Origin of the sequence: Oceanicola granulosus HTCC2516 (assembly GCF_000153305.1) — a bacterium.
GTDB lineage: Bacteria > Pseudomonadota > Alphaproteobacteria > Rhodobacterales > Rhodobacteraceae > Oceanicola > Oceanicola granulosus.
This window is the reverse complement of record NZ_CH724108.1, coordinates 150,739-174,798: the sequence shown is the minus strand read 5'-3', so window position 1 is coordinate 174,798 and position 24,060 is coordinate 150,739. Positions and strand designations below refer to the sequence as shown.

General features: G+C 71.0%; 22 protein-coding genes. 12 read left to right on the top strand and 10 right to left on the bottom strand.

Annotation, left to right across the window (positions count from 1 at the left end; all coding sequences use genetic code 11):
• Positions 1 to 61 precede the first annotated feature (61 nt).
• The 3 genes from OG2516_RS13235 to OG2516_RS13225 are packed head-to-tail and all read left to right on the top strand — an operon-like array spanning position 62 to position 3,663.
• Positions 62 to 1,621, top strand: a complete 1,560-nt coding sequence (locus OG2516_RS13235; RefSeq protein WP_007256201.1) for an ABC transporter ATP-binding protein — start codon at positions 62 to 64, stop codon at positions 1,619 to 1,621.
• Entirely contained in the window at positions 1,611 to 2,738 is a 1,128-nt protein-coding gene (locus tag OG2516_RS13230; RefSeq protein ID WP_007256200.1) for an ABC transporter permease, read from the top strand. Before OG2516_RS13235 ends, OG2516_RS13230 begins: the two co-directional genes overlap by 11 nt.
• Before the next feature lies 1 nt (position 2,739).
• The gene (locus OG2516_RS13225; RefSeq protein WP_007256199.1) at positions 2,740 to 3,663 is read left to right on the top strand and encodes an ABC transporter permease; all 924 of its coding nucleotides are present in this window, start codon (positions 2,740 to 2,742) and stop codon (positions 3,661 to 3,663) included.
• Between the two features lie 10 nt (positions 3,664 to 3,673).
• Here the strand turns inward: OG2516_RS13225 and OG2516_RS13220 are convergent, their stop codons facing one another.
• From OG2516_RS13220 to OG2516_RS13200, 5 genes are read right to left on the bottom strand one after another with little or no spacing between them, the layout of a single operon-like run.
• Positions 3,674 to 4,585: an NAD-dependent epimerase/dehydratase family protein gene (locus OG2516_RS13220; protein ID WP_007256198.1), complete on the bottom strand. Its 912-nt coding sequence runs from the start codon at positions 4,583 to 4,585 to the stop codon at positions 3,674 to 3,676.
• Positions 4,582 to 5,319 carry an SDR family NAD(P)-dependent oxidoreductase gene (locus OG2516_RS13215; RefSeq protein WP_007256197.1) on the bottom strand — a complete coding sequence of 246 codons (738 nt, stop codon included), beginning with the start codon at positions 5,317 to 5,319 and terminating at the stop codon, positions 4,582 to 4,584. The genes OG2516_RS13220 and OG2516_RS13215 overlap by 4 nt, the downstream gene beginning before the upstream one ends.
• On the bottom strand, positions 5,316 to 6,701 hold the full coding sequence (locus OG2516_RS13210; RefSeq protein WP_083788606.1) for an amidase: 1,386 nt from the start codon (positions 6,699 to 6,701) through the stop codon (positions 5,316 to 5,318). Before OG2516_RS13210 ends, OG2516_RS13215 begins: the two co-directional genes overlap by 4 nt.
• Positions 6,698 to 7,789: a cyanuric acid amidohydrolase gene (gene atzD, locus OG2516_RS13205; protein ID WP_007256195.1), complete on the bottom strand. Its 1,092-nt coding sequence runs from the start codon at positions 7,787 to 7,789 to the stop codon at positions 6,698 to 6,700. The genes OG2516_RS13210 and atzD overlap by 4 nt, the downstream gene beginning before the upstream one ends.
• A gap of 6 nt (positions 7,790 to 7,795) precedes the next feature.
• Positions 7,796 to 8,473 carry a GntR family transcriptional regulator gene (locus tag OG2516_RS13200; RefSeq protein ID WP_050769179.1) on the bottom strand — a complete coding sequence of 226 codons (678 nt, stop codon included), beginning with the start codon at positions 8,471 to 8,473 and terminating at the stop codon, positions 7,796 to 7,798.
• 78 nt (positions 8,474 to 8,551) lie between these two features.
• Here OG2516_RS13200 and OG2516_RS13195 point away from each other — a divergent pair, with 78 nt between their 5' ends.
• Genes OG2516_RS13195 through OG2516_RS13185 form a run of 3 tightly spaced genes read left to right on the top strand, consistent with a single transcriptional unit; the run spans position 8,552 to position 11,282 of the window.
• Positions 8,552 to 9,727 (top strand): CaiB/BaiF CoA transferase family protein, encoded by a 1,176-nt coding sequence (locus OG2516_RS13195; RefSeq protein WP_007256193.1) that lies wholly within the window; start codon positions 8,552 to 8,554, stop codon positions 9,725 to 9,727.
• Positions 9,724 to 10,515: an enoyl-CoA hydratase gene (locus tag OG2516_RS13190; protein WP_007256192.1), complete on the top strand. Its 792-nt coding sequence runs from the start codon at positions 9,724 to 9,726 to the stop codon at positions 10,513 to 10,515. The genes OG2516_RS13195 and OG2516_RS13190 overlap by 4 nt, the downstream gene beginning before the upstream one ends.
• Entirely contained in the window at positions 10,512 to 11,282 is a 771-nt protein-coding gene (locus tag OG2516_RS13185) for a hypothetical protein (RefSeq protein WP_040615842.1), read from the top strand. Before OG2516_RS13190 ends, OG2516_RS13185 begins: the two co-directional genes overlap by 4 nt.
• A gap of 74 nt (positions 11,283 to 11,356) precedes the next feature.
• On the opposite strand, the gene OG2516_RS13180 is transcribed toward OG2516_RS13185, so the two are convergent.
• Genes OG2516_RS13180 through OG2516_RS13170 form a run of 3 tightly spaced genes read right to left on the bottom strand, consistent with a single transcriptional unit; the run spans position 11,357 to position 14,997 of the window.
• Positions 11,357 to 12,400: a substrate-binding domain-containing protein gene (locus OG2516_RS13180; RefSeq protein WP_007256190.1), complete on the bottom strand. Its 1,044-nt coding sequence runs from the start codon at positions 12,398 to 12,400 to the stop codon at positions 11,357 to 11,359.
• A 31-nt stretch (positions 12,401 to 12,431) separates the two neighbouring features.
• Positions 12,432 to 13,448, bottom strand: a complete 1,017-nt coding sequence (locus OG2516_RS13175; RefSeq protein WP_007256189.1) for an ABC transporter permease — start codon at positions 13,446 to 13,448, stop codon at positions 12,432 to 12,434.
• A gap of 28 nt (positions 13,449 to 13,476) precedes the next feature.
• Positions 13,477 to 14,997, bottom strand: coding sequence for a sugar ABC transporter ATP-binding protein (locus tag OG2516_RS13170; RefSeq protein ID WP_007256188.1), 1,521 nt, complete (start codon positions 14,995 to 14,997; stop codon positions 13,477 to 13,479).
• Between the two features lie 128 nt (positions 14,998 to 15,125).
• Between OG2516_RS13170 and mtnK the strand changes: the two genes are divergently transcribed.
• Genes mtnK through OG2516_RS13150 form a run of 4 tightly spaced genes read left to right on the top strand, consistent with a single transcriptional unit; the run spans position 15,126 to position 20,438 of the window.
• Complete coding sequence (gene mtnK, locus OG2516_RS13165) at positions 15,126 to 16,361, top strand: S-methyl-5-thioribose kinase (protein ID WP_007256187.1); 1,236 nt, start codon at positions 15,126 to 15,128, stop codon at positions 16,359 to 16,361.
• Positions 16,358 to 17,446, top strand: coding sequence for an S-methyl-5-thioribose-1-phosphate isomerase (gene mtnA, locus OG2516_RS13160; RefSeq protein ID WP_007256186.1), 1,089 nt, complete (start codon positions 16,358 to 16,360; stop codon positions 17,444 to 17,446). The genes mtnK and mtnA overlap by 4 nt, the downstream gene beginning before the upstream one ends.
• Positions 17,443 to 19,488: a bifunctional aldolase/short-chain dehydrogenase gene (locus OG2516_RS13155; RefSeq protein ID WP_007256185.1), complete on the top strand. Its 2,046-nt coding sequence runs from the start codon at positions 17,443 to 17,445 to the stop codon at positions 19,486 to 19,488. Before mtnA ends, OG2516_RS13155 begins: the two co-directional genes overlap by 4 nt.
• Positions 19,488 to 20,438 carry a sugar-binding transcriptional regulator gene (locus OG2516_RS13150; protein ID WP_007256184.1) on the top strand — a complete coding sequence of 317 codons (951 nt, stop codon included), beginning with the start codon at positions 19,488 to 19,490 and terminating at the stop codon, positions 20,436 to 20,438. Before OG2516_RS13155 ends, OG2516_RS13150 begins: the two co-directional genes overlap by 1 nt.
• A 57-nt stretch (positions 20,439 to 20,495) precedes the next feature.
• On the opposite strand, the gene OG2516_RS13145 is transcribed toward OG2516_RS13150, so the two are convergent.
• Complete coding sequence (locus tag OG2516_RS13145; protein WP_007256183.1) at positions 20,496 to 21,440, bottom strand: hydrogen peroxide-inducible genes activator; 945 nt, start codon at positions 21,438 to 21,440, stop codon at positions 20,496 to 20,498.
• A gap of 89 nt (positions 21,441 to 21,529) precedes the next feature.
• On the opposite strand from OG2516_RS13145, the gene OG2516_RS13140 reads away from it, so the two are divergent.
• Both OG2516_RS13140 and OG2516_RS13135 read left to right on the top strand, forming a co-directional pair.
• Positions 21,530 to 22,501: a sodium-dependent bicarbonate transport family permease gene (locus OG2516_RS13140; RefSeq protein WP_007256182.1), complete on the top strand. Its 972-nt coding sequence runs from the start codon at positions 21,530 to 21,532 to the stop codon at positions 22,499 to 22,501.
• Positions 22,502 to 22,577: 76 nt separating this feature from the next.
• On the top strand, positions 22,578 to 22,994 hold the full coding sequence (locus OG2516_RS13135; RefSeq protein WP_007256181.1) for a GFA family protein: 417 nt from the start codon (positions 22,578 to 22,580) through the stop codon (positions 22,992 to 22,994).
• Between the two features lie 30 nt (positions 22,995 to 23,024).
• On the opposite strand, the gene OG2516_RS13130 is transcribed toward OG2516_RS13135, so the two are convergent.
• The gene (locus OG2516_RS13130) at positions 23,025 to 23,945 is read right to left on the bottom strand and encodes a PLP-dependent cysteine synthase family protein (protein ID WP_007256180.1); all 921 of its coding nucleotides are present in this window, start codon (positions 23,943 to 23,945) and stop codon (positions 23,025 to 23,027) included.
• Positions 23,946 to 24,060 lie beyond the last annotated feature (115 nt).

Genomic DNA, 24,060 nt, shown 5'->3' with positions numbered 1-24,060 from the left:
CCGTCGGCCGCGGCCCGTGCCGCGGCCGGCCCACCGTCCGCCCGAAGCCGGAGACCCTGCCATGAGCGAGCCAGCTCCCGTCATCGAGATGCGCAACGTCGTGAAGCGCTTCGGCGACTTCACCGCGATCCACGACGCCAATATCGACCTGCGCCCCGGCGAGATCCACGCGCTGGTCGGGGAGAACGGCGCCGGCAAGTCGACGCTGATGAACGTCCTCTACGGGCTGCTGCCCCGCTCGGGCGGCGAGGTGCTGCTGCGCGGCGAGCCGGTGGATTACGGATCGCCCAACGAGGCCATCGCCGCCGGGATCGGGATGGTCCCGCAGCACTTCAAGCTCGCCAATTCCTTCACCGTCGCCGAGAACATCATCCTCGGCTCCGAGCCGACCCGCGGCTTCAACCGCCTCGATCGCCGCCGCGCCGCCGAGGAGACCGCCGAGATCAGCCGCCGCTTCGGGCTCGAGGTCCAGCCCGGCGACGTGGTCGGCGACCTGGCGGTCGGCCTGCGCCAGCAGGTCGAGATCCTCAAGACGCTCTACCGCAAGGCCGAGGTGTTGATCTTCGACGAGCCGACGGCGGTGCTCACGCCGCAGGAAACCCGCGAGCTCTTCAACACGATGCGCAATCTCGCGGCGGCCGGAAACACCATCGTCTTCATCACCCACAAGCTCGGCGAGGTGCTGGCCGTGTCCGACCGGATCTCGGTCATGAAGCAGGGCCGGATCGTCGCCACCCTCGACAACCGCGACGTGACCGCGCAGCAGATCGCGGCGCTCATGGTGGGCCGCTCCGTCATCCTGCGGGTGGACAAGGCGCCGCCGAGCGAGCTCGGCGCGCCCTTGCTGCGGATCCGCGATCTGTGCGCGCGCGGCGAGCGCGGCGAGGTGGCCGTGGACAACCTGTCGCTGGATGTCCGCGCGGGCGAGATCGTCGGGCTGGCGGGGGTGCAGGGCAACGGGCAGGACGAGCTCGTCGAGTGCATCGCCGGTCTGCGGCGGCGCGCGAGCGGCGACATCGAGATCTGCGGCAAGCCGACGGGGCGGACGCCCGGCGACAACCGCGACCTCGGACTCGCCTACGTCCCGGCCGACCGCGCCCACGTGGGCCTGTCGCTCGAAAGCGGCCTCTGGGAAAACCTGTCCATCGGCCACCTCGAGAGCTTCCGCTGGGGGCCGTTCATGCGCACCGGCGCGGCCCGCAAGCGCGCCGGGGAGCTGATCGAGCGGTTCGACGTCAGGGGCGGCGAGATCGACAAGTTCGCCGGCTCGCTCTCGGGCGGCAACCAGCAGAAGGTGCAGATCGCCCGCGAGCTCACCCGCCCGGCGCCGCTCATCATCGCCGAGCAACCCTCGCAGGGTGTCGATATCGGGGCCATCGAGTCGATCCACCGCATTCTCGTCGAGATGCGCGACGCGGGCAGGGCGGTCTTCGTCATCTCCGCCGATCTCGACGAGATCTTCTCCATCTCCGACCGGATCCTCGTCATCTACCGCGGCCGCATCGTCGCCGATCTCGCCGCCGAGGACACCGACCAGGAGGAGGTCGGCCGGTACATGGGCGGCCTCGAAGACCGTCCGCGTGACGGCGCATCCCCGGAAAGGACCGCCCATGTCGGCTGAAGTCTCCGTCCCGCCGGCCCGCCGGTCGATCACCGCGAGCCCCATCTTCGGCAAGATCGCCGCGTCGCTCGTCGCGCTGTTCATCTCGTTCCTGCTCGGCGCGCTGCTCGTGCTGGCGCTCGGGGAGAGCCCGCTCGAGGTCTACGGTCTGCTGATCTCGGGCAGCCTCGTCGGGATGCCCAATTTCCTCGTGACGCTGCAGATGATGTCGCCGCTGATCTTCACGGGCCTGGCCGTGGCGATCTCGTTCCGCGCCGGCCTCGCCAACATCGGGGCGGAAGGGCAGATGCTCGTCGGTGCGCTCTGCGCCGGCTACGTCGGCTACGCGGTCGAGCTGCCGGCGCTGATCCACCTGCCGCTCTGCCTGCTGGCCGCCTTCGTCGGCGGGCTGGTGTGGGCGCTGCTGCCCGCGCTGCTGCGGGTCTATCTCAACGTCAACGAGATCGTCGTCTGCCTGATGATGAACCCGATCGCGCTGCTGCTGACGGGGTACCTGTCGACGCGCGTGCTGAAGGCGCCGGGTCCCACCAACAAGCTGCCCGACATCCAGCCGACGGCGGAGCTGTCGACCTTCTCGCTGTTCTCGCAGGCCAACACCGGCCTCATCTTCGCGCTGGTGCTGTGCCTGATCTTCGCGGTGGTCAACGTGCGCACGATGCGCGGCTTCGAGTGGCAGATGATCGGCAAGAACGCCAAGTTCGCCTATTACGGCGGCGTCGACGTGCGCCGCCGGGCGCTGACGGTCTTCCTCGTGAGCGGCGGCATCGCCGGCCTTGCCGGGGCGGAGCAGGTGCTGGGCCAGTACCGCGCCTACTACGACGACTTCTCGCCCGGCTACGGCTTCGACGGGATCGCCGTGGCGATGCTGGCGCAGTTCAACCCGCTCGCCGTACCCCTCGCGGCGCTGCTGTTCGGCGCGCTCAACGGGGGCAGCGCGGTGCTGCAGATGATGACCGGGCTGAGCAAGCACCTGGTGCAGGTGCTGCAGTTCATCGTCGTGCTCGTCCTCGCGGCGAAGCTGTCGTGGGACTGGCTGAAGCTCGGCCGCTCCCAGACCGCCGCGCCGGGATCCGATCCACCGGCCGAAGGCCCTCACGTGACCGCAGGAGACCGCTGACATGGACCTGATCGAAATCGCCTTCTCCGCCGTCCGCGTCTCGACGCCGCTCGTCTTCGCGGCGATGGGCGGGCTGCTCAGCTACCAGGCCGGGATGCTGAACATCGCGCTCGATGGCTTCATGATCATCGCCGCCTTCGCCGCCATCGCCACCGCCCACTTCACCGGCAGCCTCGAGCTGGCGATCCTGGTGGCGGTGCTCGGCGCGACCATGCTGTCGGCCCTGCTGGGGGTGTTCACGCTCAAGCTCAACGCCGACGTCTTCATCGCGGGCATCGCGATCATCTTCATGGCCTACGGCCTCACCGCGCTGCTGCTCAAGGGCATCCTCGGCGAGGACGGGGTGTTCATGTCGAGCGCGATCCCGCGCTTCCCGACGCTCGATCTGCCGGTGATCGAGTCGATCCCGGTCGTCGGCGGCATCGTCAGCGGGCACACGCTGCTGGTCTACATCGCCTGGCTGCTGGTGCCGCTCGTGGCCTGGTGCCTGTACCGTACCCGCTGGGGGCTGCGGGTGCGGATGGTCGGCGAGGCGCCCGAGGCGGCGGCGGCGGCGGGGGTCAACGTCGATTCGATCAAGTTCCAGACGATGCTGCTCTCGGGCGTGCTCTGCGGCTTCGGCGGCGCCTACCTGTCGCTGGCCTACGTGTCGCTGTTCGCCAACCAGATGACCGCCGAGCGCGGCCTCATCGCCATCGCCGCGATCTTCTTCGCCAAGGGCCATCCCGGCTGGACGGCGCTCGTCGCGCTGCTCTTCGGCCTCGCGACGGCGCTGTCGGTGCGCCTGCCGCAGGTCACCGGCGCGGCGCCGCAATTGCTGCAGCTGATCCCCTACGTGGTGACGGTGGCGGCCCTGATCATCGTCGGCTTCCGCACCGCGCGCTCGCGCAGCAAGCACGGCGCTTGGAAGTTCGGCTGGAACTGATGCCGGGGTCTCAGCCCGCGGCGCGCCCCGAGCGGACCGACGCGAGCAGGGCCTCGAGCCCGTCGCGCAGGCCGATGGCGGGTCGCCAGCCGAGGTCGTCCCGGATCCGCGACAGGTCGAATGCCCGCTGGTCGTCCGCGACGGGATCGGTGCCGGCCACCAGCCGCACGCGGGCGTCCGGGCAGATTGTCCGGAAGGTCTCCACGATGTCCGGCATCCGCGCCGGGGCGGGCCCGCTGACGTTGTAGACCCGCCCCGGCAGCCGGTCGGCGGCGAGCGCCGCGACGAGCGCGTCGGCGACGTCGTCGGCATGGACGTAGTGGTAGGGCATCTCCGGGTCGCAGGCGATCTCGGAGGGCCGGCCCGCGAGTGCGTCGTCGACCATCTGGCGCAGCAGGCAGTCGCCCCTGCGATAGGGGCCGTACACCCGGGCGATGCGCAGGCCGACCCCGTCGAGCCCGTACTCGGCGGCGAAACCGTCGAGCAGCGCGTCGCCGGCGACCTTGCTGGCACCGTAGACGGAGGTCGGGTGCAGGGGGAGGTCCTCGCCGATACGCCCGGGACCGGCATTGCCGTAGACGCCGATGGACGAGCACATCACGAAGCGGCGCATCTCGAGCCGGCGGGCGATGTCCATCAGGACCGCGCTCGCGCGGATGTTGACGTCGACCACCTCGAGCGGCCGGCCGGGCGCGTGCATCGGCCCGGAGATCGCGCCGCAATGGATGATGGCCTCCACGCCGCGCTCGCGCGCCAGCCGCTCCAGCGCCTCGCCGTCCTGCAGCGGCAGGACCACGAGCTCGGGATCGTCGCGGCCGTGGCGCGACATGTCGGTGGCCACGACGGCGCGTCCGTCGCGCGCGAGCCGCGCGCGCAGGGCCATGCCGATCAGGCCCGCACCCCCGGTGACGAGAACGGTCACATCGCCACCATGCCGCCGTCGACGCTCACGTCCGCGCCGGCCATGAACGACGCGCCGTCGGAGCACAGGAACAGGATCACCCGGGCGACCTCGTCGGCTTCCGCGAAGCGGCCGATGGGGGTCAGCGGCAGGAAGGCCGCGCGCTGGGCGTCGGTGACGTTCTTCTGGATGCCGGTCATCGTGGTGCCCGGGGAGACCGAGTTGATCTTGATGCCGAGCGGCGCGTACTGCACCCCGGCCTGCCGGGTCAGGGCCAGCACCGCGCCCTTCGAGGCGCAGTAGGCCGCGGCGCCGGGCAGGCCGATATGAGCGGCCGTCGAAGCGACGTTGCAGATGTGGCCCCCGCCGCGCTCGACCATCCCCGGCAGCACCGCCCGCATCCCGAGCCAGACGCCCTTGGCGTTGATGTCGAGGATGTCGTCCCACATCTCCTCGCTCGCGTCCGTCACCGTGTCGCCGGGCACGGCGATGCCGGCGTTGTTGACGAGGGCGTCGATCCCGCCGAAGCGCGCCGTTGCCTCGGCGACGAGACGGTCCCAGCCGGCGCCGTCGCGCACGTCCATCTCCACCGCGAGCGCGCCGGGGCAATGGGCGTCGGCGGTGGCCTGCGCGCCGTGGCGGTCCACCAGCACGAGGTGCGCGCCGGCCTCGGCGAACAGCCGCGCCGCGGCCCGTCCGATGCCGTCGCCCGCGCCCGTGACGAGGATGCATTTGCCAGCGAGGTCGTCGGTCATGGGATCTCCTTCTCCGGATCGTGGGCCGCGAGGGCGGCGAGCGCGGGGTGGGTGATCATCAGGTCGAGCAGCGCGTGGTCGCGCCCCGGCGGGGTGATGAGCTGTGCGCCAATGCCGCCGGCGTCCGGCGTCTCCCCGAGCGGGACGGACGCGGCGGGCAGGCCGGCGATGTTGACCCACGTGGTGAACAGGGCGTGGCCCCTGGCATCGGCGGGACGTCCGGCGATGATCGGCGGATAGATTCCGGTGGCGGGCCAGGCGAGGGCGGCGGTGGTTGGGCAGAGCAGCAGGTCGCAGGCCTCGAACGCCGCCCGCGCCTGCCAGCGCATCGCATGACAGGCCGCCATCGCCGCATAGACCTGCGCGCCGGTGAGCGCCGCGCCGGCGCGCGCCATCTCGGCCAGCGGAGCGCCGACCTGCGCCTCCCAGCCGTCCACGCCGTCCAGGTGCCAGGCCAGCCCGGCCTGCGCGATGGTGCCGAAGGCGGCATTCATGCTCTCGGGCTCGAAGGGCGCCGCCACGGGCGTCACCTCGGCCCCGGCCGCCGCGAAGGCCTCTGCGAGCCGCTCGACGGCCGCGGCGATGCGCGGCTCGACCGGCCGGCCGCCGGCGGCGGTGAAGAGCCCGATGCGCAGGGGTTGGGCGAAGCGGTCCGTCCGGGGCAGGCCGATGTCGCTCAGCAGGTCGATCGCCGGCAGGAGGTCGGCGGCGGCGCGGGCGAGCGCGCCGATGACCTCGAAATCGGCGAGGATCTGGGGAAACCCGCCCCGGCGCGACGTGAGGCCGACCGACGGCTTGAAGCCCCACAGCCCGCAATGCGCCGCGGGCCGCCGCGTCGAGCCGCCGCCGTCGGTGCCGATAGCGATGGCTCCGATCCCCGCCGCGCAGCCCGCCGCGCCGCCGCCCGTCGATCCGCCCGGCGTCAGCGCCGGCGCGAGGGGATTGCGGCTCGGGCCGAAGAGGGGGTTGTCGGTGTAGCCGTGCAGCGTGAACTCGGGGACGTTCGTCTTGCCCAAGAAGACCGCGCCGCGCTCCCGCAGTCGGGCCAGCGCGGGCTCGTCGGCTTGGGGCCGGTGGCCGTCGTGGAGACGGCTGCCCCACGTCGCGGGGAGGCCGGCGGCGTGGAGGTTGTCCTTGATCGTGATCGGCACCCCGTCGAGCAGGGAGAGCGGCGCCTGCGCCGCCCAGCGCTCCGTGGCGCGTCCGGCCTGCTCCGCCGCGAGCGCGCGATCCTCGGCGACGAGCGCGGTGAGGCGTCCGTTCACCTCGTCGGTGCGCGCGTGACAGGCCTCGAGCGCGTCGAGCGGTGTGAAATCGCCTGCGGCGTAGCCGGCGCGCAGGGCATGGGCGGGCAAGGCCCAGAGGGGACGGGAGCCACTCACGTCCGCTCCGCGATCACGGCGACGAGCCCGCCGCCGGCCGGTCCCTGGTGCTCGGCGCCGCCGGAGACGAAGAGCTGCGTCTCGCCCAGCGTCGCCGCCACCACGGCCCCGAGTGCGGCACGGATGTGGCGCTGCTGGTCGATGTCGCCGTCGTTGAGCATCGTGTGGCCGCGCCCCCGGATCAGCCCCGACCGGGCCGCTTCCCCCTTCACGAACACCGCGCGCAGCCGAGCGGCGTCACCCGCCGCGAGCTGCGGCGCCGCCGCGAGCCCCACTCCCGCGAGGGCATGGTGGACGGCAGCGACGTCGAGCGCGTCGGCCATCGGCGCGTGGGCGATGGCCAGCGGCCCGCTCCAGCCGGGGGCCATGCCGATCACGATGACTTCGTTGCACGAGACCTCCAACCCCGCGGAGCAGCTCGCGACGTTGGAGCGGACGGAGAAATCCCGCAGCACCGCAGCTTCGTTCGCCTCCGCGGCAGGCACCTCGCCCAGCGCCCGGGCGACCCCTATGGCGGATGCCGCCCGGCAGAATCCCATCAGCTTGCCCGGATCGTCGGAGGCCAGGCCATCTGCCGCGCCGGCCAAGTCCGCCTGTGCGAAGGCCGGCCCCTTCACCTGCACGAAGTGCACGTCGTCCGGCGAGTGGATGTCGGCGCGGGCCATCGCCTCCTCCACGGCCGCGGCGGTCAGGTCGATCTGGCGCTGGCGGCCCAGGTCCTCGGGGCCGAGCGGCGGCGTCATCGCCGTCGCGACCGCGAGCCCGGGCTCGGTGGGCGCATCCTCGTCGTCATGCACCGCGAAGACGATGAAGTGCGGCGACAGCACCCCTTCGACACCGCCGGAGAACACCATCGGGATCCGGGCCTGCAGACCGGCCTCCGCCTCGCCCGTCCGGGCGGCGAGGAGCTTCAGCAGCGACTGCGTCAGGTAGCCCCGCGTGTAGTCGTTCACCAGGCCGTTGCCGTGCGTCTTGCCGATGATCGCGACGATGCGCCCCGGATCGACGCGCCCGGCGTCGATGGCCCCGGCCAGCGCGGAGACGTCGCCCGGGTCGGGCAGGTCGAACCTGATGACGTCCGCGCGCATGGCCGCCTACTCCTCCGCCCGGCTTCGCTCGAGCGCCCGCCGCATGGCATCGGCTGCCGTGACGCTCAGGTGCTCCCGCAGCAGCTGCCCGGCGCTCTGCGCGTCGCGCGCCTCGAGCGCGCAGACGATCCGCTCGTGCTCCGCAACGGCCCTGTCCCAGTCGGCCGGCGCCTTCGACAGGATGAAGCGCGCGGCGTGGATGCGCCGGTGCAGTTGCTCGTAATAGTCCCGCAGCGCGCCGTTGTCGGCGAGGTCGACAAGCCGGGCGTGGAAGGTCCGGTTGGTCCGCCGATAGGCGACCTCATCGCCTCGCGCATGCTCGGCGCGCATCGTCTCGTGCAGGTCCCGCAGCGCCGCGATGTCCTCGGCGCTTGCCGTCGCGCAGGCCAGCTCCGCCGCCAGCGCCTCGAGAGCGCCGATGATCGGAAAAAGCTCGCCGATCTCCGCCTCGGTCAGCACCGCGACCACCGCGCCCCGGTTCGGCCGCAGGACGAGGAGGCCCTCCGCGCCGAGGGTCTTCAGCGCCTCGCGCAGCGGGGTCCGGGAGATCCCCATCTGCCCGGCGAGCGCCTGCTCCGGCACCTTCTGACCCGGCTGCAGCGTGCCGTCCTCGATCATGGTCCGGAGCCGCGCGACGATCTCGTCGTGCAGGCTCTTGCGGTGGATCGTCTGCGTCACGTGCACGGCCAAGCGTCCGTTCCCGAATCCGTTGCCTGATCCTGCATACTGTGTATTGTATTCAAAATGCAAAGGGAGATTGCGATGCCGGGTTCGGAAGAGGCGGCGCGCCTGCCGCTGGAGGGGCTGCGCGTGCTCGACGTCAGCCAGGTCATGGCGGGGCCGTTCTGCTGCATGATGCTCGGCGACATGGGCGCCGACGTCATAAAGGTCGAGCCGCCGGGCGGCGGCGACCAGACCCGCCGGGCCATGGGCTTCAAGATGAAGGGCGACGACAGCTTCGGCTTCCTCAACATGAACCGGAACAAGCGCTCCGTGGTTCTCGATCTGAAGTCGGAGGAGGGGCGCGAGGCGTTCCTCCGGCTCGCCGAGACGGCGGACATCATCGTCGAGAACTACCGCCCCGGCGTCGTCGCCAAGCTCGGCATCGACTACGCCAGCGTCCGGGCCCGCAATCCCCGGATCGTCTATGCCAGCATTTCCGGCTTCGGGCAGACCGGGCCGTGGGCGGACCGCCCCGGCTTCGATCTCATCGCGCAGGCCGCCTCGGGGATCATGAGCATCACCGGCCATTCCGACGGCCCGCCGGCGAAGTCGGGCGTCCCGGTGACGGACATCGGCTGCGCCCTATTCACGCTCTATGCCATCCTCTCCGCGATCATCGGTCGGCAGGCCTCGGGGGAGGGCCAGTACATCGACGCCTCCCTGCACGAGGCCGGCTTCGCCTTCGCCATCTGGGACATCTCCGAGTACTGGGGCACGGGCCGCGTGCCCGGCCGGATCGGAACGGCCAACCGCATGGCCGCGCCCTACCAGGCGGTCCGGGCGTCGGACGGGCACTTCGTCTTCGGCGCCAACAACGACAGGCTGTTCGCGCGGCTCTGCGCGGTCATCGAGCGGCCCGATCTGCCCGAGGACGCGATGTTCGCCACGAACGCGCTGCGCATGGAGCACCGCGAGCGGCTGATCGGCCATCTCGAGGCGACGTTCATGGGCCGGACCCGCGCGCACTGGGTCGAGCGCCTGCTCGCCGCCGGCGTTCCGGCGGGGCCGATCAGCGACTACGGCGAGGCGCTCGACAGCCCGCAGGCGCAGGCGCGCGGCGTGGTGATGGAGGTCGAGCACCCGGTGGAAGGGCGCTACAAGTCCATCGGCTTCCCCGTCCACATGAGCGGCACCCCGCAGCGGGTCCGCCTGCCGCCGCCGCTGCTGGGCGAGCATACCGACGCGATCCTCGCCGAGCTGGGGCTGCGCCCGTGAGCGCCGAACCGGGGCAGGTGACGCTGGCCGTGGCTGACGGGATCGCGCGCATCACCCTCGACCGGCCGAGCGCGCGCAACGCGCTGTCCTTCGCCATGTACGACGAGCTCGCCGCCCACTGCGCGGCCCTCGCCGGCCGCTCCGACGTCACCAGCGTCTGGCTGACGGGCGCGGCGGGCGCCTTCGCCGCCGGAACGGACATGGCGGACCTCGCCAGCGTCACCGACGGCCCCGGCGGCCTCGCCTACGAGGCGCGGGTCGAGGAGGTCGTCGCTGCGCTCGAGGCGTTGCCCGCGCCGACGGTCGCGCTCGTCGATGGACCGGCGGTCGGCGGCGGCCTGATCCTCGCGGCGGCGTGCGACTTCCGGCTCGTCACCCCCGCGGCACGGCTCGGGGTGCCGGTGGCCCGGACGCTTGGCAACATGCTGTCGGCGCGCAACCTGGCGCGGCTGGAGCGCGAGTTCGGCGTCAACCGCGTGCGGCGCATGTTGCTGCTGTCGGAGTTGATCGGCGCCGACGAGGCCCGCGCCTGCGGCTTCGCGCTCGATCTCGTCGAGGCCGACGCGCTGGAGGGCGCCGCCCGCGACCTCTCCGCCCGCCTCGCCGTCGGCGCACCGGCCACGCTCGCCGCGACCCGCACCCTGTTGCGGCGTCTGGCCCCGGGCGAGGCCGAGGACACGGACCTGGTCGCCCAGACCTACGGAGGGCCGGATTTCGCCGAAGGCATCGCCGCGTTCCGGGCCCGCCGACGTCCCGTCTGGCCGCGCCGCCGCGAGGGCCGGTCGTGAGCCGCGATCCTGCCGCCCTGGCGGCAAGGCTCGTGGCCGCACGCCGCACGCGCACCGCGCTGCGCCTTTCGCGGAACGAGATCCCGACCGATCTCTCGGACGCCTACGCGGTGCAGGACCTGACGCTGCGGGAGGCCACGCCCGCCGCGTGGAAGGTCGGCTACGTGCAGCCCGATCGCCGTTTCGGTCTGCCGCTCGAGCGCTTCTGCGGGCCGACCCCCGCGCTGTTGCAGGCGCCCTCGCACGAGCTGTCGTTCGACCCGATCCCCGGAGGCTTCGCCGCCATCGAGGCGGAGATCGTCCTGCGGCTCGCCCGGGACTTCGTGCCGGACGAGCCACCCGATGGCGCCGCGGACCTGCGGGCCATGGTCGACGGCCAGTTCGCCGGCGTCGAAATCGCCGGCAGCCCGTGCTCCGAAATTCTCGCCCTCGGCCCCCTCGGCGCCATCTGCGACCACGGCAACAGCCTCGCCGTCGGCGTCGGGCCGCCGCTCCCGGACGCGGTTCTCGACGCCCCCGCACGGCCCGAGGTTACGGTCGCCGTCGGGGAGAGGAGCTACCCATCCGGTTCCCCCGCCTGCCTGCCCGGCGGGCCGCTGGCGTCGCTCGCCTTCCTGTTCGCGAACCTCGCCGCCCGCGGCCGGTCCCTCCCGGCGGGCACCTGGGTCGCGACCGGTGCGCTGACCGGCGTTCACCCGATCGCGCCGGGCGAGCAAGCCACGGTCACCTTCTCGGGCCACCCGCCGTTGCGCGTGCGCTGCGCCTGAGCGCGCTAGTGGCCGCTCGGATTACTGCCGGAGGCCCCGCGGCCGGGGCCTCCGGTCGTGCTGTCCGCGCGGGATCAGTTCCGCGGGGGCAGGGGCATCCAGTCCGGTACCGACACGTCGGAATGGGCGAACTGCGGCATCATCGCGGCCAGCTCGTCCATGTTCGAGATGTCGTTCTCGTTCAGGAAGTCCTGCGTGATCAGCGTCGGCGGCACCACGACGCTCTCGCCCGGCTCCTCCCCGGCGAGCATCATCGCCAGCGTCCGCACCGAGACCTCGCCCACCACGGCGGGGTTGGTGGCCACGGTCGCGACCCAGGCGCTGCCCGGCTCGCGCATGGCCGAGATGTCGGCGGTGGAGACGTCGGCGGAGTAGATGTCGATCTGGTCGCTCATCCCGCTTTCATCCACGGCGATCTTCACACCCTTGGCGAACTCGTCGTAGGGGGCGAAAACAACGGTGATGTCGGGGTTGGCCTGCAGGACCGAGCGCGCCTGGTTGGCGACGGAGTTGGCGATCGGGTTGTCGAGCGTGCCGAACTGCGCGACCTCCTCGATGCCGGGGTTGGCCTCGCGCACGTCCTGCCACGCGACGTCGCGCCGGTCGAGCGGCGCGATGCCAGGCACGTATACATACGCGGCGCGGAAGGCGTCGCCGTTGTCGGCGATGGCCTGCTCGAGCGCGAGGCTGCCCAGCATGTAGTCCGACTGCTCGATCTGCGGGATCGCCTCGTTCTCCACGTCCACGTCGAAGGCCACGACGGGAATGCCGGCATCGACCGCGCGCTGGGCTGCGGCCTGCATGGACTCGGTCAGGCCGTGCTGGATGATGATGCCGTCCACGCCCAGCGCGATCGCCTGGTCGACCATGTCGGATTGCAGCGCCGCGTCCTGCCGGCTGTCGAGCACGCGCAGGTTCACGCCCAGAGCCTCGGCCTGCGCCTCCACGCCGCCGAGATAGGCCTGGAAGAAGTCCCCCGTGGACAGGTAGCGCACCAGCGCGATCTCCACGTCGTCGGGGTTGTCGAACGGAGCGGGCATGTCCTGCGCCGAAGCGGCGCCTCCGGCGAAGATCGCGCCGGTGGTGAGGGCCAGCAGGGCCCGTCTGGAAAGTGTCATCGCTTTACCTCCTGTTGCGATTCGTGGTCGTTCAGTGGCCACCCGACTTCTTCCGCTCGGACAGGGCGAAGGTAAACATCAGCGCGATGACGAGCACCGCGCCCTTCACGAAGTCCTGCGTGTAGTAGGGCGCGTTCATCATGGTCAGCCCCTGCAGCAGCACGCCCACGAAGAGCGCGCCGATGGCGGTGCCGAAGGCATTTGGCTTGGCCGCACCCAGCACGGCGAAGCCGATCAGCGCGGCGGCGACGCTGTCGAGCAGCAGGTTGTTGCCGCTCGCGATATCGCCCCGGCCCAGGCGCGCGGCCAGGAGGATGCCGCCGATCGAGGCGGTGACGCCCGAGATCATGTAGGCGGCGATCTTGTAGCGGTTCACGTTGGCGCCGGCGAGGCCCGCGGCCCGCTCGTTCGAGCCGATCGCGTACATCAGGCGCCCGTGCTTGGTCAGTTCGAGGAACACCCAGATCGCCAGCGCCACGACGAGGAAGACCACGACGGGTGCGGGCAGCAGGTTCTCGATGAACAGGTCGAACCGGTGGCGGCCGAGCTGCAAGAAACCGGGCGAGAAGGTGCCTTCCGCGGTCCCGCCGCCGGGAAGCGTCATGCCCGTGGCGATGGAGCGTCCTTCGGTCGGAATGCGCTGCAGGCCGATCAGCAGGAACATCATGCCCAGCGTGGCGAGGAGGTCCGGCACCTTGAAGCGCACGATCAGGATGCCGTTCACCAGCCCGACGACGGCCCCCATGACGAGGCAGAGGATCACCGCCGTCACGGCCGACATCTCCAGCACGACCATCGCGTAGGCCGAGAGCATCAGCGAGCTGGTGGCGACCGAGCCGATCGACAGGTCGAAACCGCCGACGACGAGGGTGCAGGTCACGCCGAGGGCCAGGATGCCGGTGATCGCCACGGACTGGAAGATGAACACCGCTGAGTAGGCCCCGGCGAAGCCCGGGGCCACGACGGAGAACAGCACGACGAGGCCCGCGAGCAGCACGAGAAAGCCGTAGCGGATGGCAAGGTCGATCAGGCGGCTCTCGGACTTCATGCGGGGGCGCCTTCGTGTTGTGCGGTGTTCATACGGTGTGGGTGCCTTCGGCTGCTTCGGGGGCGGGGCGGCCGGAGACGGCGGCGAGCACGGCGCCGAGATCCAGGCCTTCGTTGCGGTAATCTGCGACGATGGTGAAGTCGTGCAGGACGAGGATGCGGTCGGCGATCTCGACCGCCTCGTCGAGCTCCGCGACCAGCACCAGCGTCGCGCGTTCGGGCGCGGTCTCGCGGATATGGGCGCCGATGTCGCGGCGGGCGCGGATGTCGACGCCTTGGAACGGCTCATCGAGGATCAGCACTTCGCTGACCTGCGACAGCCAGCGGCCGACCATGACCTTCTGCTGGTTGCCGCCCGACAGCGACAGGATCGCATCCCGCGGCCCCTGGCAGACGATGCCGAGCCGGTCGATCATGTCGCGCGTCGCCGCCAGCTCCGACCTGCGGCGCAGCATCCAGCCGGTGGAGTGGCGCGCGGTGAAGGGCAGGGTGAGGTTCCGGGTGATGTCGAAATCCGGCACGACGCCGTTGCTGGCCCGGTCGCGCGCGCAGAGGAACACCCCCGACCGGATCGCCTCCGCCGTGCTCTCGGGGGCGTAGGGCGTGTCGTTGAGCACGATCTCGCCCGCATCGGGCCGTTCCAGCCCGTAGAGGACCGAGGCCAGGCGCGACTTGCCCGACCCCACGAGTCCGACGACCGCGACGACTTCTCCCTTCGCGAGCGTCAGATCGAAGGGGGCCGCGTCGGGGGCGAGGCGCAAGCCGGTCGCGGTCAGCACCGGGGCGCCGGGAGTCGCGGGCTCCAGGTCGAGATCGGTCATGGACACGCCGAGCATCGCGGTGACCGCGCCTTCGGTGTCGAGCGGCTTCTCGGTGAAGGTGCCGGTGATGACGCCGTCGCGCATCGCCACGATCCGGTCGGCGATGCGGCGAATGTCCGACATGCGATGCGAGATGTAGAGGATCGCCACGCCCTGGTCGCGCACCCGGTCGATCAGGGCGAAGAGACGCTCCGCCTCGCGTGCGGAGAGCGAGGAGGTCGGCTCGTCGAGGATCAGCACCTTCGGTTCGCGCGTCATGGCCCGCGCGATGGCGATGAGCTGGCGTTCGGCAAGGGTCAGGTCGCGCACCGGGCGGGAGACGTCGAGGTCGAGCTGCATGGTGTCCGCGATGGCGCGGGCCTCGGCGCGCATCCGCCGCCCGCGCAGCCACAGCGCGGCACCGGGCTCGGCCATGCGGTCGAGCATCAGGTTCGAGGCCACGTCGAGGTCCGGGATCACCCCGTCGTCGATCGACTGGTGGACCGTCGCGATCCCGGCGCGCATCGCGGCTGAGGGACTTTGTGGCGCGAAGGGTGCGCCGTCGAGCGTGACGGTCCCGCCGCCGGCCGCGTGGATGCCGCTGAGCACCTTGACCAGTGTCGACTTGCCCGCCCCGTTCGCGCCCATCAGCACCGTGACCGCGCCCGCGACGAGATCGAGGTCGACGCCGCGCAGTACGCGGTTCGGCCCGAAATCCTTGGTCAGATGTCGTATTTCGCAGACTGCCATGAGTGTGCGGCTCCCCCTCGCCTGCGACCCTGCAGCGACATTTCGCCTGTTGTCAACCGCCTTGACTTATGGCGAATGAGCCCTGACCCTCCGGTCCGAATTCGACCGCGTTCGGGGAGGGACAGTTGATGCAGGACGACCGCTACGAGGCTCTGACGCCGGAAACGCTTCCCGACCGGCTGGGCGGGCTGGACGCGCTGATCTCGCGGGTCGGGTCGGCTGCGGGCTGGCAGGTGCAGGAAGTGGGGGACGGCAATCTCAACCTCGTCTTCATCGTGCGCGGGCAGGGGGCGGCGGTCATCGTCAAGCAGGCGCTGCCCTACGTGCGGCTGGTGGGCGACTCATGGCCCCTGCCGCTGACCCGCGCCTTCTTCGAGCACGAGGCTCTCGTTCGGCAGGCCGCGCGCGATCCGGGCCGGGTGCCCGAGGTGCTGCATTTCGACAAGGCCCAGGCGCTGATCGTGATGGAGTTCCTGTCGCCCCACACCATCCTGCGCGGCAAGCTGATCGCCGGCGAGCGGGTGGAGGGGCTGGCGGAGGCCATGGGCCGCTTCTGCGCCCGCACGGCCTTCCGCGGCTCCGACCTGTCGATGGAAGCTGGGGAGAAGAAGGCCGACGCCGCCCTGTTCCTCGACAACGTCGCGCTCTGCGACATCACCGAGCAGCTCATCTTCACCGACCCTTACTGCGAGGCGGAGCGCAACCACCACACGCCGGAACTCGCCCCCATCGTCGCCAGCCTGCGCGCCGACGAGGCCGTCCGCGATGCCGCGCAGGCCATGCTGATGCGCTTCACCGCCGGCGCCGAGACGCTGTGCCACGGGGACCTGCACACCGGCTCGATCATGTGTACCGACACCGAGACCCGGGTGATCGACCCCGAGTTCGGCTTCTACGGGCCGATGGGTTTCGACCTGGGGATGCTGCTCGCCAATTTCCTGATGGCCTTCTTCAGCCAGCCTGCCCATCGCGACGAGCCCGGCGAGATGCAGGATTGGCTCCTGTCCGTGGTGACCGAAACCTGCGCGGCCTTCGAGGCGGAGTTCGCGCGGCTCTGGGCCGAGGAGCGGGCCGGCATCCTCTATCCCGCGCGGCTGGGTCACGGGGACGCTGCGCTGCGCGGGCTGATGGCGCATATCTGGAACGACGCCCTGGGCTTCTGCGGCTGCGAGATGCATCGCCGCTGCCTGTCCCTGGCGCACAACGCCGATTTCGAGACGATCTCCGACACGGGCCTTCGCGCCCGGCTGGAGGCACGCAACATTGAGATGGGGCGGCAACTGCTCGTCGCGCGGGGGCAGGTGCCCGACGCGTCGGCGTTGGCCGAGCTCGCTCGCGAACACGACGGAAAGGACTTCCTGTGAAGGTCAACGGCACCGATTACCGCTCCATCTGGGACCGCGACGGTCAGGTGGAGATCATCGACCAGCGCTGGCTGCCGCATGACTTCCGGACGGTGGCCATCGACAGCCTCGACGAGTTCGCGGTCGCGATCCGCGACATGTGGGTGCGCGGCGCGCCGCTGATCGGCGTGACGGCGGCCTACGGCATCGCCCGCCAGATGTCGCGCGATCCCTCCGACGGGGCGCTGCAGGACGCGTACGAGACGCTCGACGCCACGCGGCCTACGGCGATCAACCTGCGCTGGGCGCTCGACCGGGCGCGGGCGGACCTGATGCCGCTGGCCCCCGGCGAGCGGGCCGAGGCGGCGCTGGCGCTCGCGCGGCGGCTGGCCGACGAGGACGTGGAATGCAACCGCCTGATCGGCGTGCACGGGCTGAAGCTGATCCGCGAGATCGCTGCGAAGAAGCCCGAGGGCGAGCCGGTGCGCCTGCTCACGCATTGCAACGCGGGCTGGCTGGCCACGGTTGACTGGGGCACCGCGACGAGCCCCATGTTCCACGCCAAGGATGCCGGCATCCCGATCCATGTCTGGGTCGACGAGACGCGTCCCCGCAACCAGGGCGGCCTGACGGCGTGGGAGCTGGGCGCGCATGGCGTGCCGCACACCTACATCACCGACAACGCGGGTGGGCACCTGATGCAGGAGGGGATGGTCGACCTGGTGATCACCGGCACCGACCGCACGACCTCCCAGGGCGACGTCTGCAACAAGATCGGCACCTACCTCAAGGCACTGGCCGCCAAGGACAACGGCGTGCCGTTCTACGTCGGCCTGCCGTCCTCCACCATCGACTGGACGGTGCGCGACGGGCTGAAGGAGATCCCGATCGAGGATCGCGGCGGGCGCGAGGTTACGCATATCCAGGGCACGCTGGACGATGGCTCCATCGGCTGGGTGCGGGTGACGCCCGAGGGGACCGAAGGCGGCAACCCGGCCTTCGACGTGACGCCCGCGCGGCTCGTGACCGGTCTGATCACCGAGCACGGCATCTGCGAGGCGAGCACGGAAGGGCTGGCGTCGATGTTCCCGGAGCGGGCCGCATGAGCGAGCAGCCGGGCATGATCGCGAACCGCTGGTCCGACGCCGACTGCGCGGCGTGGGTGAACGAGGCCGGAGACGATCCCGCCGACCGCACCCTGGCCGAGCGGGTCTATTCCAGCCGCATCATCGGGGCGGACCCCGATCTCGTCATGCACGGGGGCGGCAATACCTCGGTCAAGGTGACGCGGCGCGACCTCTTCGGCGACGAGATCCGCGTGCTGCACGTCAAGGGATCCGGCTGGGACCTCGACACCCTGCGCGCGCCGGGCCTGCCGGGCGTCCGGCTGGCGCCGCTCGACCGGCTGCGCGGCCTCGACGCACTGTCCGACGAGGCGATGGTCAACGTGCAGCGCAGCAACCTGCTCGACAGCACGGCACCCAACCCCTCGGTCGAGACGCTGCTGCACGCCTGGCTGCCGCAGACCTTCGTCGATCACACCCACGCCACGCCGTTCCTCGTGCTGGCCAACCTGCCCGACGCGGAGAGGGTCGCGCGCGAGATCTTCGGCGACCGGCTGGCCATCGTGCCCTACATCATGCCGGGCTTCGCACTGGCGCGCGCCGCGGCGGAGGCATACGCGGCCAACCCGGACGTCGAGGGGTTGCTGCTGCTGAACCACGGCCATTTCACCTGGGGCGAGACGGCGCGGGAAAGCTACGACAAGGTCGTGGGGCACTCCAACGAGGTCGCGCGATACCTGGGCATCGACGGCCCCACGTCCCTGCGCGTGCGGCGACCCGCCGACACCGGCGTCCTCGCCGATCTGCGCGGCGCGCTGGGGGAGGCGAGCGGGGCGGATGCGCCCATGCCGGTGCTCGCCCTGCGCAACGGGCCGGACATCATGGCGTTCCTCGACCGCCCGGACGTGGACGACCTCGCCACCCGCGGCGTCGCCTCGCCCGACCACGTCATCCGCATCAAGGGCTGGCCGCTCGTGCTGTCGCGGGACGACCTCGCCGGCGGGCGGGAAGGCATCGCAGCGGCGATCGATCGCTATCGGGACGGGTATGTCGCCTTCTTCGACCGGCAGTCGCGGCGCGTCGGGGGCAAGACCATGCTGGCCCCGCTGCCGCAGCTCGCCTGGGTCGCGGGGCTTGGTCTCGTGGGGATCGGTGCGACGGCGGGCGCGGCCTCGGTGGCCGCCGATCTGGGCGAGCAGAACATGCGCGTGCGCGCGGCGGGCGAGGATGCGGGTGGCTTCCGTCCGATCGGGGAGGACGACCTCTTCGACATGGAATACTGGTCGCTGGAGCAGGCCAAGCTGGGCAAGGGCAAGCCGCCCGAACTCGCGGGGCGCATCGTGGCGATCACCGGCGCGGCGGGCGCCATCGGCGCGGCCACGGCGCGGGCCTTCGCGGCGAAGGGCGCCTCTGTCCTGCTGCTCGACCGCGACGCGGACGGACTGGAGCGGCTGCACGCCGATCTGGGGGAAAGCCACGCCAGCGCCGTCCTCGACGTGACGGACGAAGGCGCGGGCACGGCGCTGGTGGCCGAGGCCGTCGCGGCCTTCGGCGGGCTCGACATCCTCGTCTCCAACGCCGGCGCGGCAACCTCGGGCGCGTTGCTCGACCTCGAGGACCGGACGCTCCGCGACGCCTTCGAGCTCAACTTCTTCGCCCATCACCGCCTCGCCACAGAGGCCGCGCGCCTGATGGTGCGGCAGGGACGGGGCGGGCAGATCCTGTTCAACCTGTCCAAGCAGGCCGTCAACCCGGGCCGCGATTTCGGCGCCTACGGGCTGCCCAAGGCCACGACGATGTTCCTGATGCGTCAGCTCGCGCTGGAACTGGGGGGCGAGGGCATCCGCGTGAACGGGATCAACGCAGATCGCATCCGGTCGGGCCTGTTGACCGACGACTTCATCACCAGCCGCGCGAGATCGCGTGGGGTGGACGAAGGCACCTACATGGCGGGCAACCTCCTCCGCCGCGAGGTCGAGGCGCGGCACGTGGCGGAGGGCTTCGTCGCTCTCGCCCTGTCCGAGCGGACGACGGCGCATGTCCTGACTGTTGACGGGGGCAATATCGAGGCCGCGCTACGCTGATGGGCCAGCAGCCCCAATCCAGCATCCCGCGGCACACGCTGTCGCATGTGGCGATGCTGTATTACCGCGAGGGGCTGACACAAGGCGAGATCGCCCGCCGCGTCGGTCTCTCGCGGGCGACGGTGGTCAACTACCTGCGGCTCGCGCGGGAGACCGGGATCGTCGACATCCGCATCAACGGCGACAGCTTCGCCGACTCGCGACTGGCCCGCGATCTCGCCGCGCGCTGGGGCCTGGAGGCCGCGTTCGTAGCCCATGCGGACGAGGCCGAAAGCGGCGCGATGCTGGCGACGCTGGCGCAGATGGCCGCGCTCGCCGTGCACGATCTGTTGGCCCCTGGCGCGCGTCTGGGGGTGGCCTGGGGAGAGACGGTGCAGCGCGTCGCGCATGCGCTGGCGATCCGTCCGGTGGTGGACCTCGCGGTGCATCAGCTCGTCGGCTCGATGTACGACACGCAGTTGCAGGCCGCCGAAAACTGCACGGTGGAAATCGCGCGCAAGTGCGGCGCCGACTGCCGGACGCTGCATGCCCCGGCAATCCTCAGCTCCGCCGACCTCGCCGCCGCCCTGCGCGCCGAGCCGATCATCGCCCGTCAGCTCGCCCGGTTCGACGACCTCAGCCACGCCCTGTTCTCCGTCGGCGACGTTGGCCAGTCGACGACCATCGTTACCTCGGGCATCGCCTCCGCCGACGAAGTCGCTCGCTATGCCGCGGACGGCGCGCGCGCCGTGCTCTGCGGCCATTTCATCGACGATACGGGCAATGTGATGGAAACCCCGCTCAGCGCCCGCATGATCGGCATCACCCCCGCCCAGCTCTCTCGCGTCCCGGTGCGCCTGCTCGTGGCTGGCGGCGACGAGAAGGTCGCCCCCCTGCGCGCGCTTCTGCACGGCGGTTACGCGAGCCACCTGCTGGTCGACGAGAAGACGGCCGCGGCGCTGCTGGACTGACGCCGGGCGGAAATTTCGATGTCTAGCGGCGGTGGCGGCAGTTCAAGAGTGGGCGCCTCACGCCTTGCCGGAGCGCGCGACGGCGGCGGCCGGCTCCGCCACGGCGAGTTCGAGGGATCGCGCGGCGTCGCGTATGGCGCGGACGAGGTTCTCGTGGCTGTCGTCGACGGGCAGGTCGCGCGAGAACAGCAGGCTGATCCCCCGGATGGCGTCCGGCATGGCGAGCGGTTTGACCACGACCTCCCTGCGATGCACCGCCTGGCGGCGCGTGAACAGGTCGGGCAGGACCGCCGCGCCGGCGCCGGTCGCGGCCATGAGCAGGACGGAGTCGAGGCTCGTGCCCTCGTAATCGTCCGACACGATCCCGCCGCTGAGCCCCGCGAGGCCGTAGACGATGCGCGCCAGCCGGTGGCCCGTGTCCAGCGTCAGGAGCCGCTGGCCCGCCAGGTCGGCGGCTTCGACTCGGTCGAGCCCGGCGATCGGGTGATCGGGGCTCACCGCCACCCAGAGGGCCTCGGTGAACAGCGGGTGCTGCCAGGTGTTCGGATGGTCCTCCGGCGTGGAGATGATGGCGTCGAAGCGCCCGTGGCGGATGCCCTCGTCGAGGCTCAGGGTGTTCTCCTCGCGCACGATCACCCGCAGCTCGGGCTGGTCGCGGTGCAGCGAGCGCATCGCCTGCGGCAGAAGGTAGGGGCCGATCGAGGGCAGCACCCCCAGCCGCAGCCGCCCGCCGAAGGGCAGGGCGGAGGTCATGGAGCTGCGCAGGGCCTCGACCTCCGCCAGGACGCGCCGTGCCCGCTGGACGCATTCCAGCCCCTTCGCCGTCGCCTGCGTGCCGCCGCGCCCGCGCTTGAACAGGCGCACGCCGAAATCGGCCTCCACCGCCGCGACCTGGCTCGACAGGCTCGGCTGGCTGACGTTCAGCATCTCGGCGGCCAGGCTGAAGCTGCCGAGCTGATGCACCGCGACGATGTATTCCAGTTGTCGAAGCGTCGGGCGCATAGTCTCAGGCTATTCGTGGATCGGCTGCAAAGTATTTAAGCTATGGGACGTTCTGCGGCAATGGACGCGGACCCAAAGGAGTCCCACCCATGTCCGCCGTTCTCGATACCCTCACGGGCAACCTCATGGTGCCCACCATCCTGTTCTTCGTGCTCGGCCTGCTGGCCGCCTTCGTGCGCAGCGATTTGTCGATCCCCGAGGGGGCGGCGAAGTTCATGTCGCTCTACCTGCTCCTGGCAATCGGCTTCAAGGGCGGGCACAGCCTGGCGGAGCACGGCCTGCGAGCCGAGCTGCTGCTGGCCATCCTGGCCGGCCTGGCGCTGTCCTTCCTGATCCCGTTCCTCGCCTTCCTGCTGCTGCGGGTGATGACCCGCCTCGACCCGATGAACGCGGCGGCGGTGGCCGGCCACTACGGCTCGATCTCCATCGTGACCTTCGTCGCCGCCTCCAGCCTGCTCGAGCTCTCGGGCGTCGCCTTCGACGGCTACATGGTGGCCGTCGCCGCCGCCATGGAGGTGCCGGCGATCCTCTCGGCGCTGTGGATCGCCTCCCGCCACTCCGGCGACCGCGTTGCCAAGGCCGTTCCGGCCCGGGAGCTCTTCGCCAACGGCTCGGTCCTGCTGCTCACCGGCGCCTTCGTGATCGGCGCGGTCACGCAGGACAAGGGGATGGAGATGATCGCCCCCTTCGTCGTCACGCCCTTCGTCGGCATCCTCTGCCTGTTCCTGCTGGACATGGGGATCACCGCCGGGCGAAGCCTCTCGGCCAACCGCCACATGCTGAACGCGGGGCTGTTCTCGTTCGGCCTGGTGATGCCGGTCACCGGCGCGATGCTGGGCTGGGCGCTCGGCGCGGCGATCGGCCTGCAGACGGGGAGCCTGTTCCTGCTGATGGTCCTGGCCGCCTCGGCCTCCTACATCGCGGTGCCCGCTGCGATGCGGATCGCCCTGCCGAAAGCCGAGGCCGGCATCTACCTGACACTGTCGCTGGGCGTCACCTTCCCCTTCAACATCACCGTGGGCCTGCCGCTCTACCTGTGGCTCGCGGGATTGGGAGCTTGAGGGCAATGCAAAAAGCTTCTCACGAGGCCGTGCAACCCAGTATCATGGGGTGCGCGAGCTTGCGGAGGAGAGGCCCATGTCACGCGATGCGATCCGAAATGCGCAATGCTCCTGCGGCCAGTTCCGCCTGACGGTGCGGGGCGACCCGGAGTGGGTGAACATGTGCAACTGCTACGACTGCCAGCGGCGCAGCGGCAGCGCGTTCCACATCGCGGGCTTCTTCCGGGAGGAGCAGGTCCTCGAGAACGAGGGGGACCGCACCCTCTATCGGCGGCCCACCAACGAGGGCCGCACGCTCGACCTCGAGTTCTGCCCGGTCTGCGGCGTCTCGCTGCTGTTCCGGGTCAAGCTGCGGCCGGGCATGGTGGCGATCCACGCAGGCTGCTTCGCCGACCGCGACTTCCCCGCGCCCGACAAGATCTGGTTCGCGCATCGGGCGCACCCCTGGGTCGTCCTGCCCCCGGGCGAGAACATGACCCCGCCGCCCGAGTAGCCGGGCGGGACTGATTCACGCTCTTCGCGCTCAGCCGTAGATATGCCCGCCCAGGTACTTGGCCCCGCTATCGCACCCGAGGGTCACGACCTTCCGGCCCCGGCCAAGCTCGCGCGACAGCTCGATGGCCGCGACCACGTTCAGCCCCGTCGAGCCACCGCAGAAGACGCCGGCCTGCCGCGCGAGGGTCCGGCACATCTCGAAGGCCCGGTCCTGGTCGATCGCCCGGACCTCGGCGAGACGGCCCCGGTCCAGGAACGGCGGCGCGAAGCCCACGCCGATCCCCTCGACACGGTGGGGCCCACCCTTGCCGGTCGTCAGCAGGGGCGACTGCGCAGGTTCGAGGGCGATCAGGCGCGGGTCGATGCCGCGAGCCGCGAGACCGTCTGCCGTGCCCATCAGCGCGGCGCCCGTTCCGACGGCGGCCACGAGCACATCGACCTGCCCGAGGTCGGCGGCGATCTCGTGCCCCATCGGCTCGTACCCGGCGCGGACATCGGCGGACCCGAACTGGTCGGCGTAGAAAGAGCCCGGTTCCTCCGCCAGGGCGTAGGCACGCGCCTTCATCCGCTGGATCAGCTCGGGCGTGATCGTCCCGTCGCTCTCCTCGACGAGGACCTCCGCCCCGAACGCCTCCATCGCCAGGCGCTTGCTCGCGGAAAACGCGTCGGAGAAGACGGCGGTGAACGTCACTCCCAGCGCCGCCGAGACGAAGGCAAGGGCCGTGCCCGTGCTGCCGCCCGTGTATTCGACGACGCGATTTCCGGGCGCCAGCTCTCCCCGTTCCATGGCGCGACCGAGAACCGAGACCGCCATCCGGTCCTTGTAGGAGCCGGTGGGATTACCGGCCTCGAGCTTCAGCCAGACCTCCGCGCCCCCTGCCGGCTCGAGCCTCTCGAGCCTGATCAGCGGCGTGTTCCCGACGGCCGCAAGCACCCCCTTCGAGCACATGGACTGCCCCCCGACGATGAGCCCAGTCTAACCGTCAGCGGCCTGTTTGTCATCGGCGGGCTCGCTGAACGTCCCTGAACCCGACAGGACGACCGCGAGCGAGGCGGGATAGGGG

Coding starts and splice junctions, on each gene's coding strand:
- OG2516_RS13235 (WP_007256201.1), top strand. CDS start 62: ATGAGCGAGCCAGCTCCCGTCATCGAGATGCGCAACGTCGTGAAGCGC.
- OG2516_RS13230 (WP_007256200.1), top strand. CDS start 1,611: ATGTCGGCTGAAGTCTCCGTCCCGCCGGCCCGCCGGTCGATCACCGCG.
- OG2516_RS13175 (WP_007256189.1), bottom strand. CDS start 13,448: ATGAAGTCCGAGAGCCGCCTGATCGACCTTGCCATCCGCTACGGCTTT.
- OG2516_RS13195 (WP_007256193.1), top strand. CDS start 8,552: ATGCCGGGTTCGGAAGAGGCGGCGCGCCTGCCGCTGGAGGGGCTGCGC.
- OG2516_RS13155 (WP_007256185.1), top strand. CDS start 17,443: ATGAGCGAGCAGCCGGGCATGATCGCGAACCGCTGGTCCGACGCCGAC.
- OG2516_RS13145 (WP_007256183.1), bottom strand. CDS start 21,440: ATGCGCCCGACGCTTCGACAACTGGAATACATCGTCGCGGTGCATCAG.
- OG2516_RS13140 (WP_007256182.1), top strand. CDS start 21,530: ATGTCCGCCGTTCTCGATACCCTCACGGGCAACCTCATGGTGCCCACC.
- OG2516_RS13180 (WP_007256190.1), bottom strand. CDS start 12,400: ATGACACTTTCCAGACGGGCCCTGCTGGCCCTCACCACCGGCGCGATC.
- OG2516_RS13135 (WP_007256181.1), top strand. CDS start 22,578: ATGTCACGCGATGCGATCCGAAATGCGCAATGCTCCTGCGGCCAGTTC.
- atzD (WP_007256195.1), bottom strand. CDS start 7,789: ATGCGCGCGGACGTCATCAGGTTCGACCTGCCCGACCCGGGCGACGTC.
- OG2516_RS13150 (WP_007256184.1), top strand. CDS start 19,488: ATGGGCCAGCAGCCCCAATCCAGCATCCCGCGGCACACGCTGTCGCAT.
- OG2516_RS13130 (WP_007256180.1), bottom strand. CDS start 23,945: ATGTGCTCGAAGGGGGTGCTTGCGGCCGTCGGGAACACGCCGCTGATC.
- OG2516_RS13170 (WP_007256188.1), bottom strand. CDS start 14,997: ATGGCAGTCTGCGAAATACGACATCTGACCAAGGATTTCGGGCCGAAC.
- OG2516_RS13225 (WP_007256199.1), top strand. CDS start 2,740: ATGGACCTGATCGAAATCGCCTTCTCCGCCGTCCGCGTCTCGACGCCG.
- OG2516_RS13215 (WP_007256197.1), bottom strand. CDS start 5,319: ATGACCGACGACCTCGCTGGCAAATGCATCCTCGTCACGGGCGCGGGC.
- mtnK (WP_007256187.1), top strand. CDS start 15,126: ATGCAGGACGACCGCTACGAGGCTCTGACGCCGGAAACGCTTCCCGAC.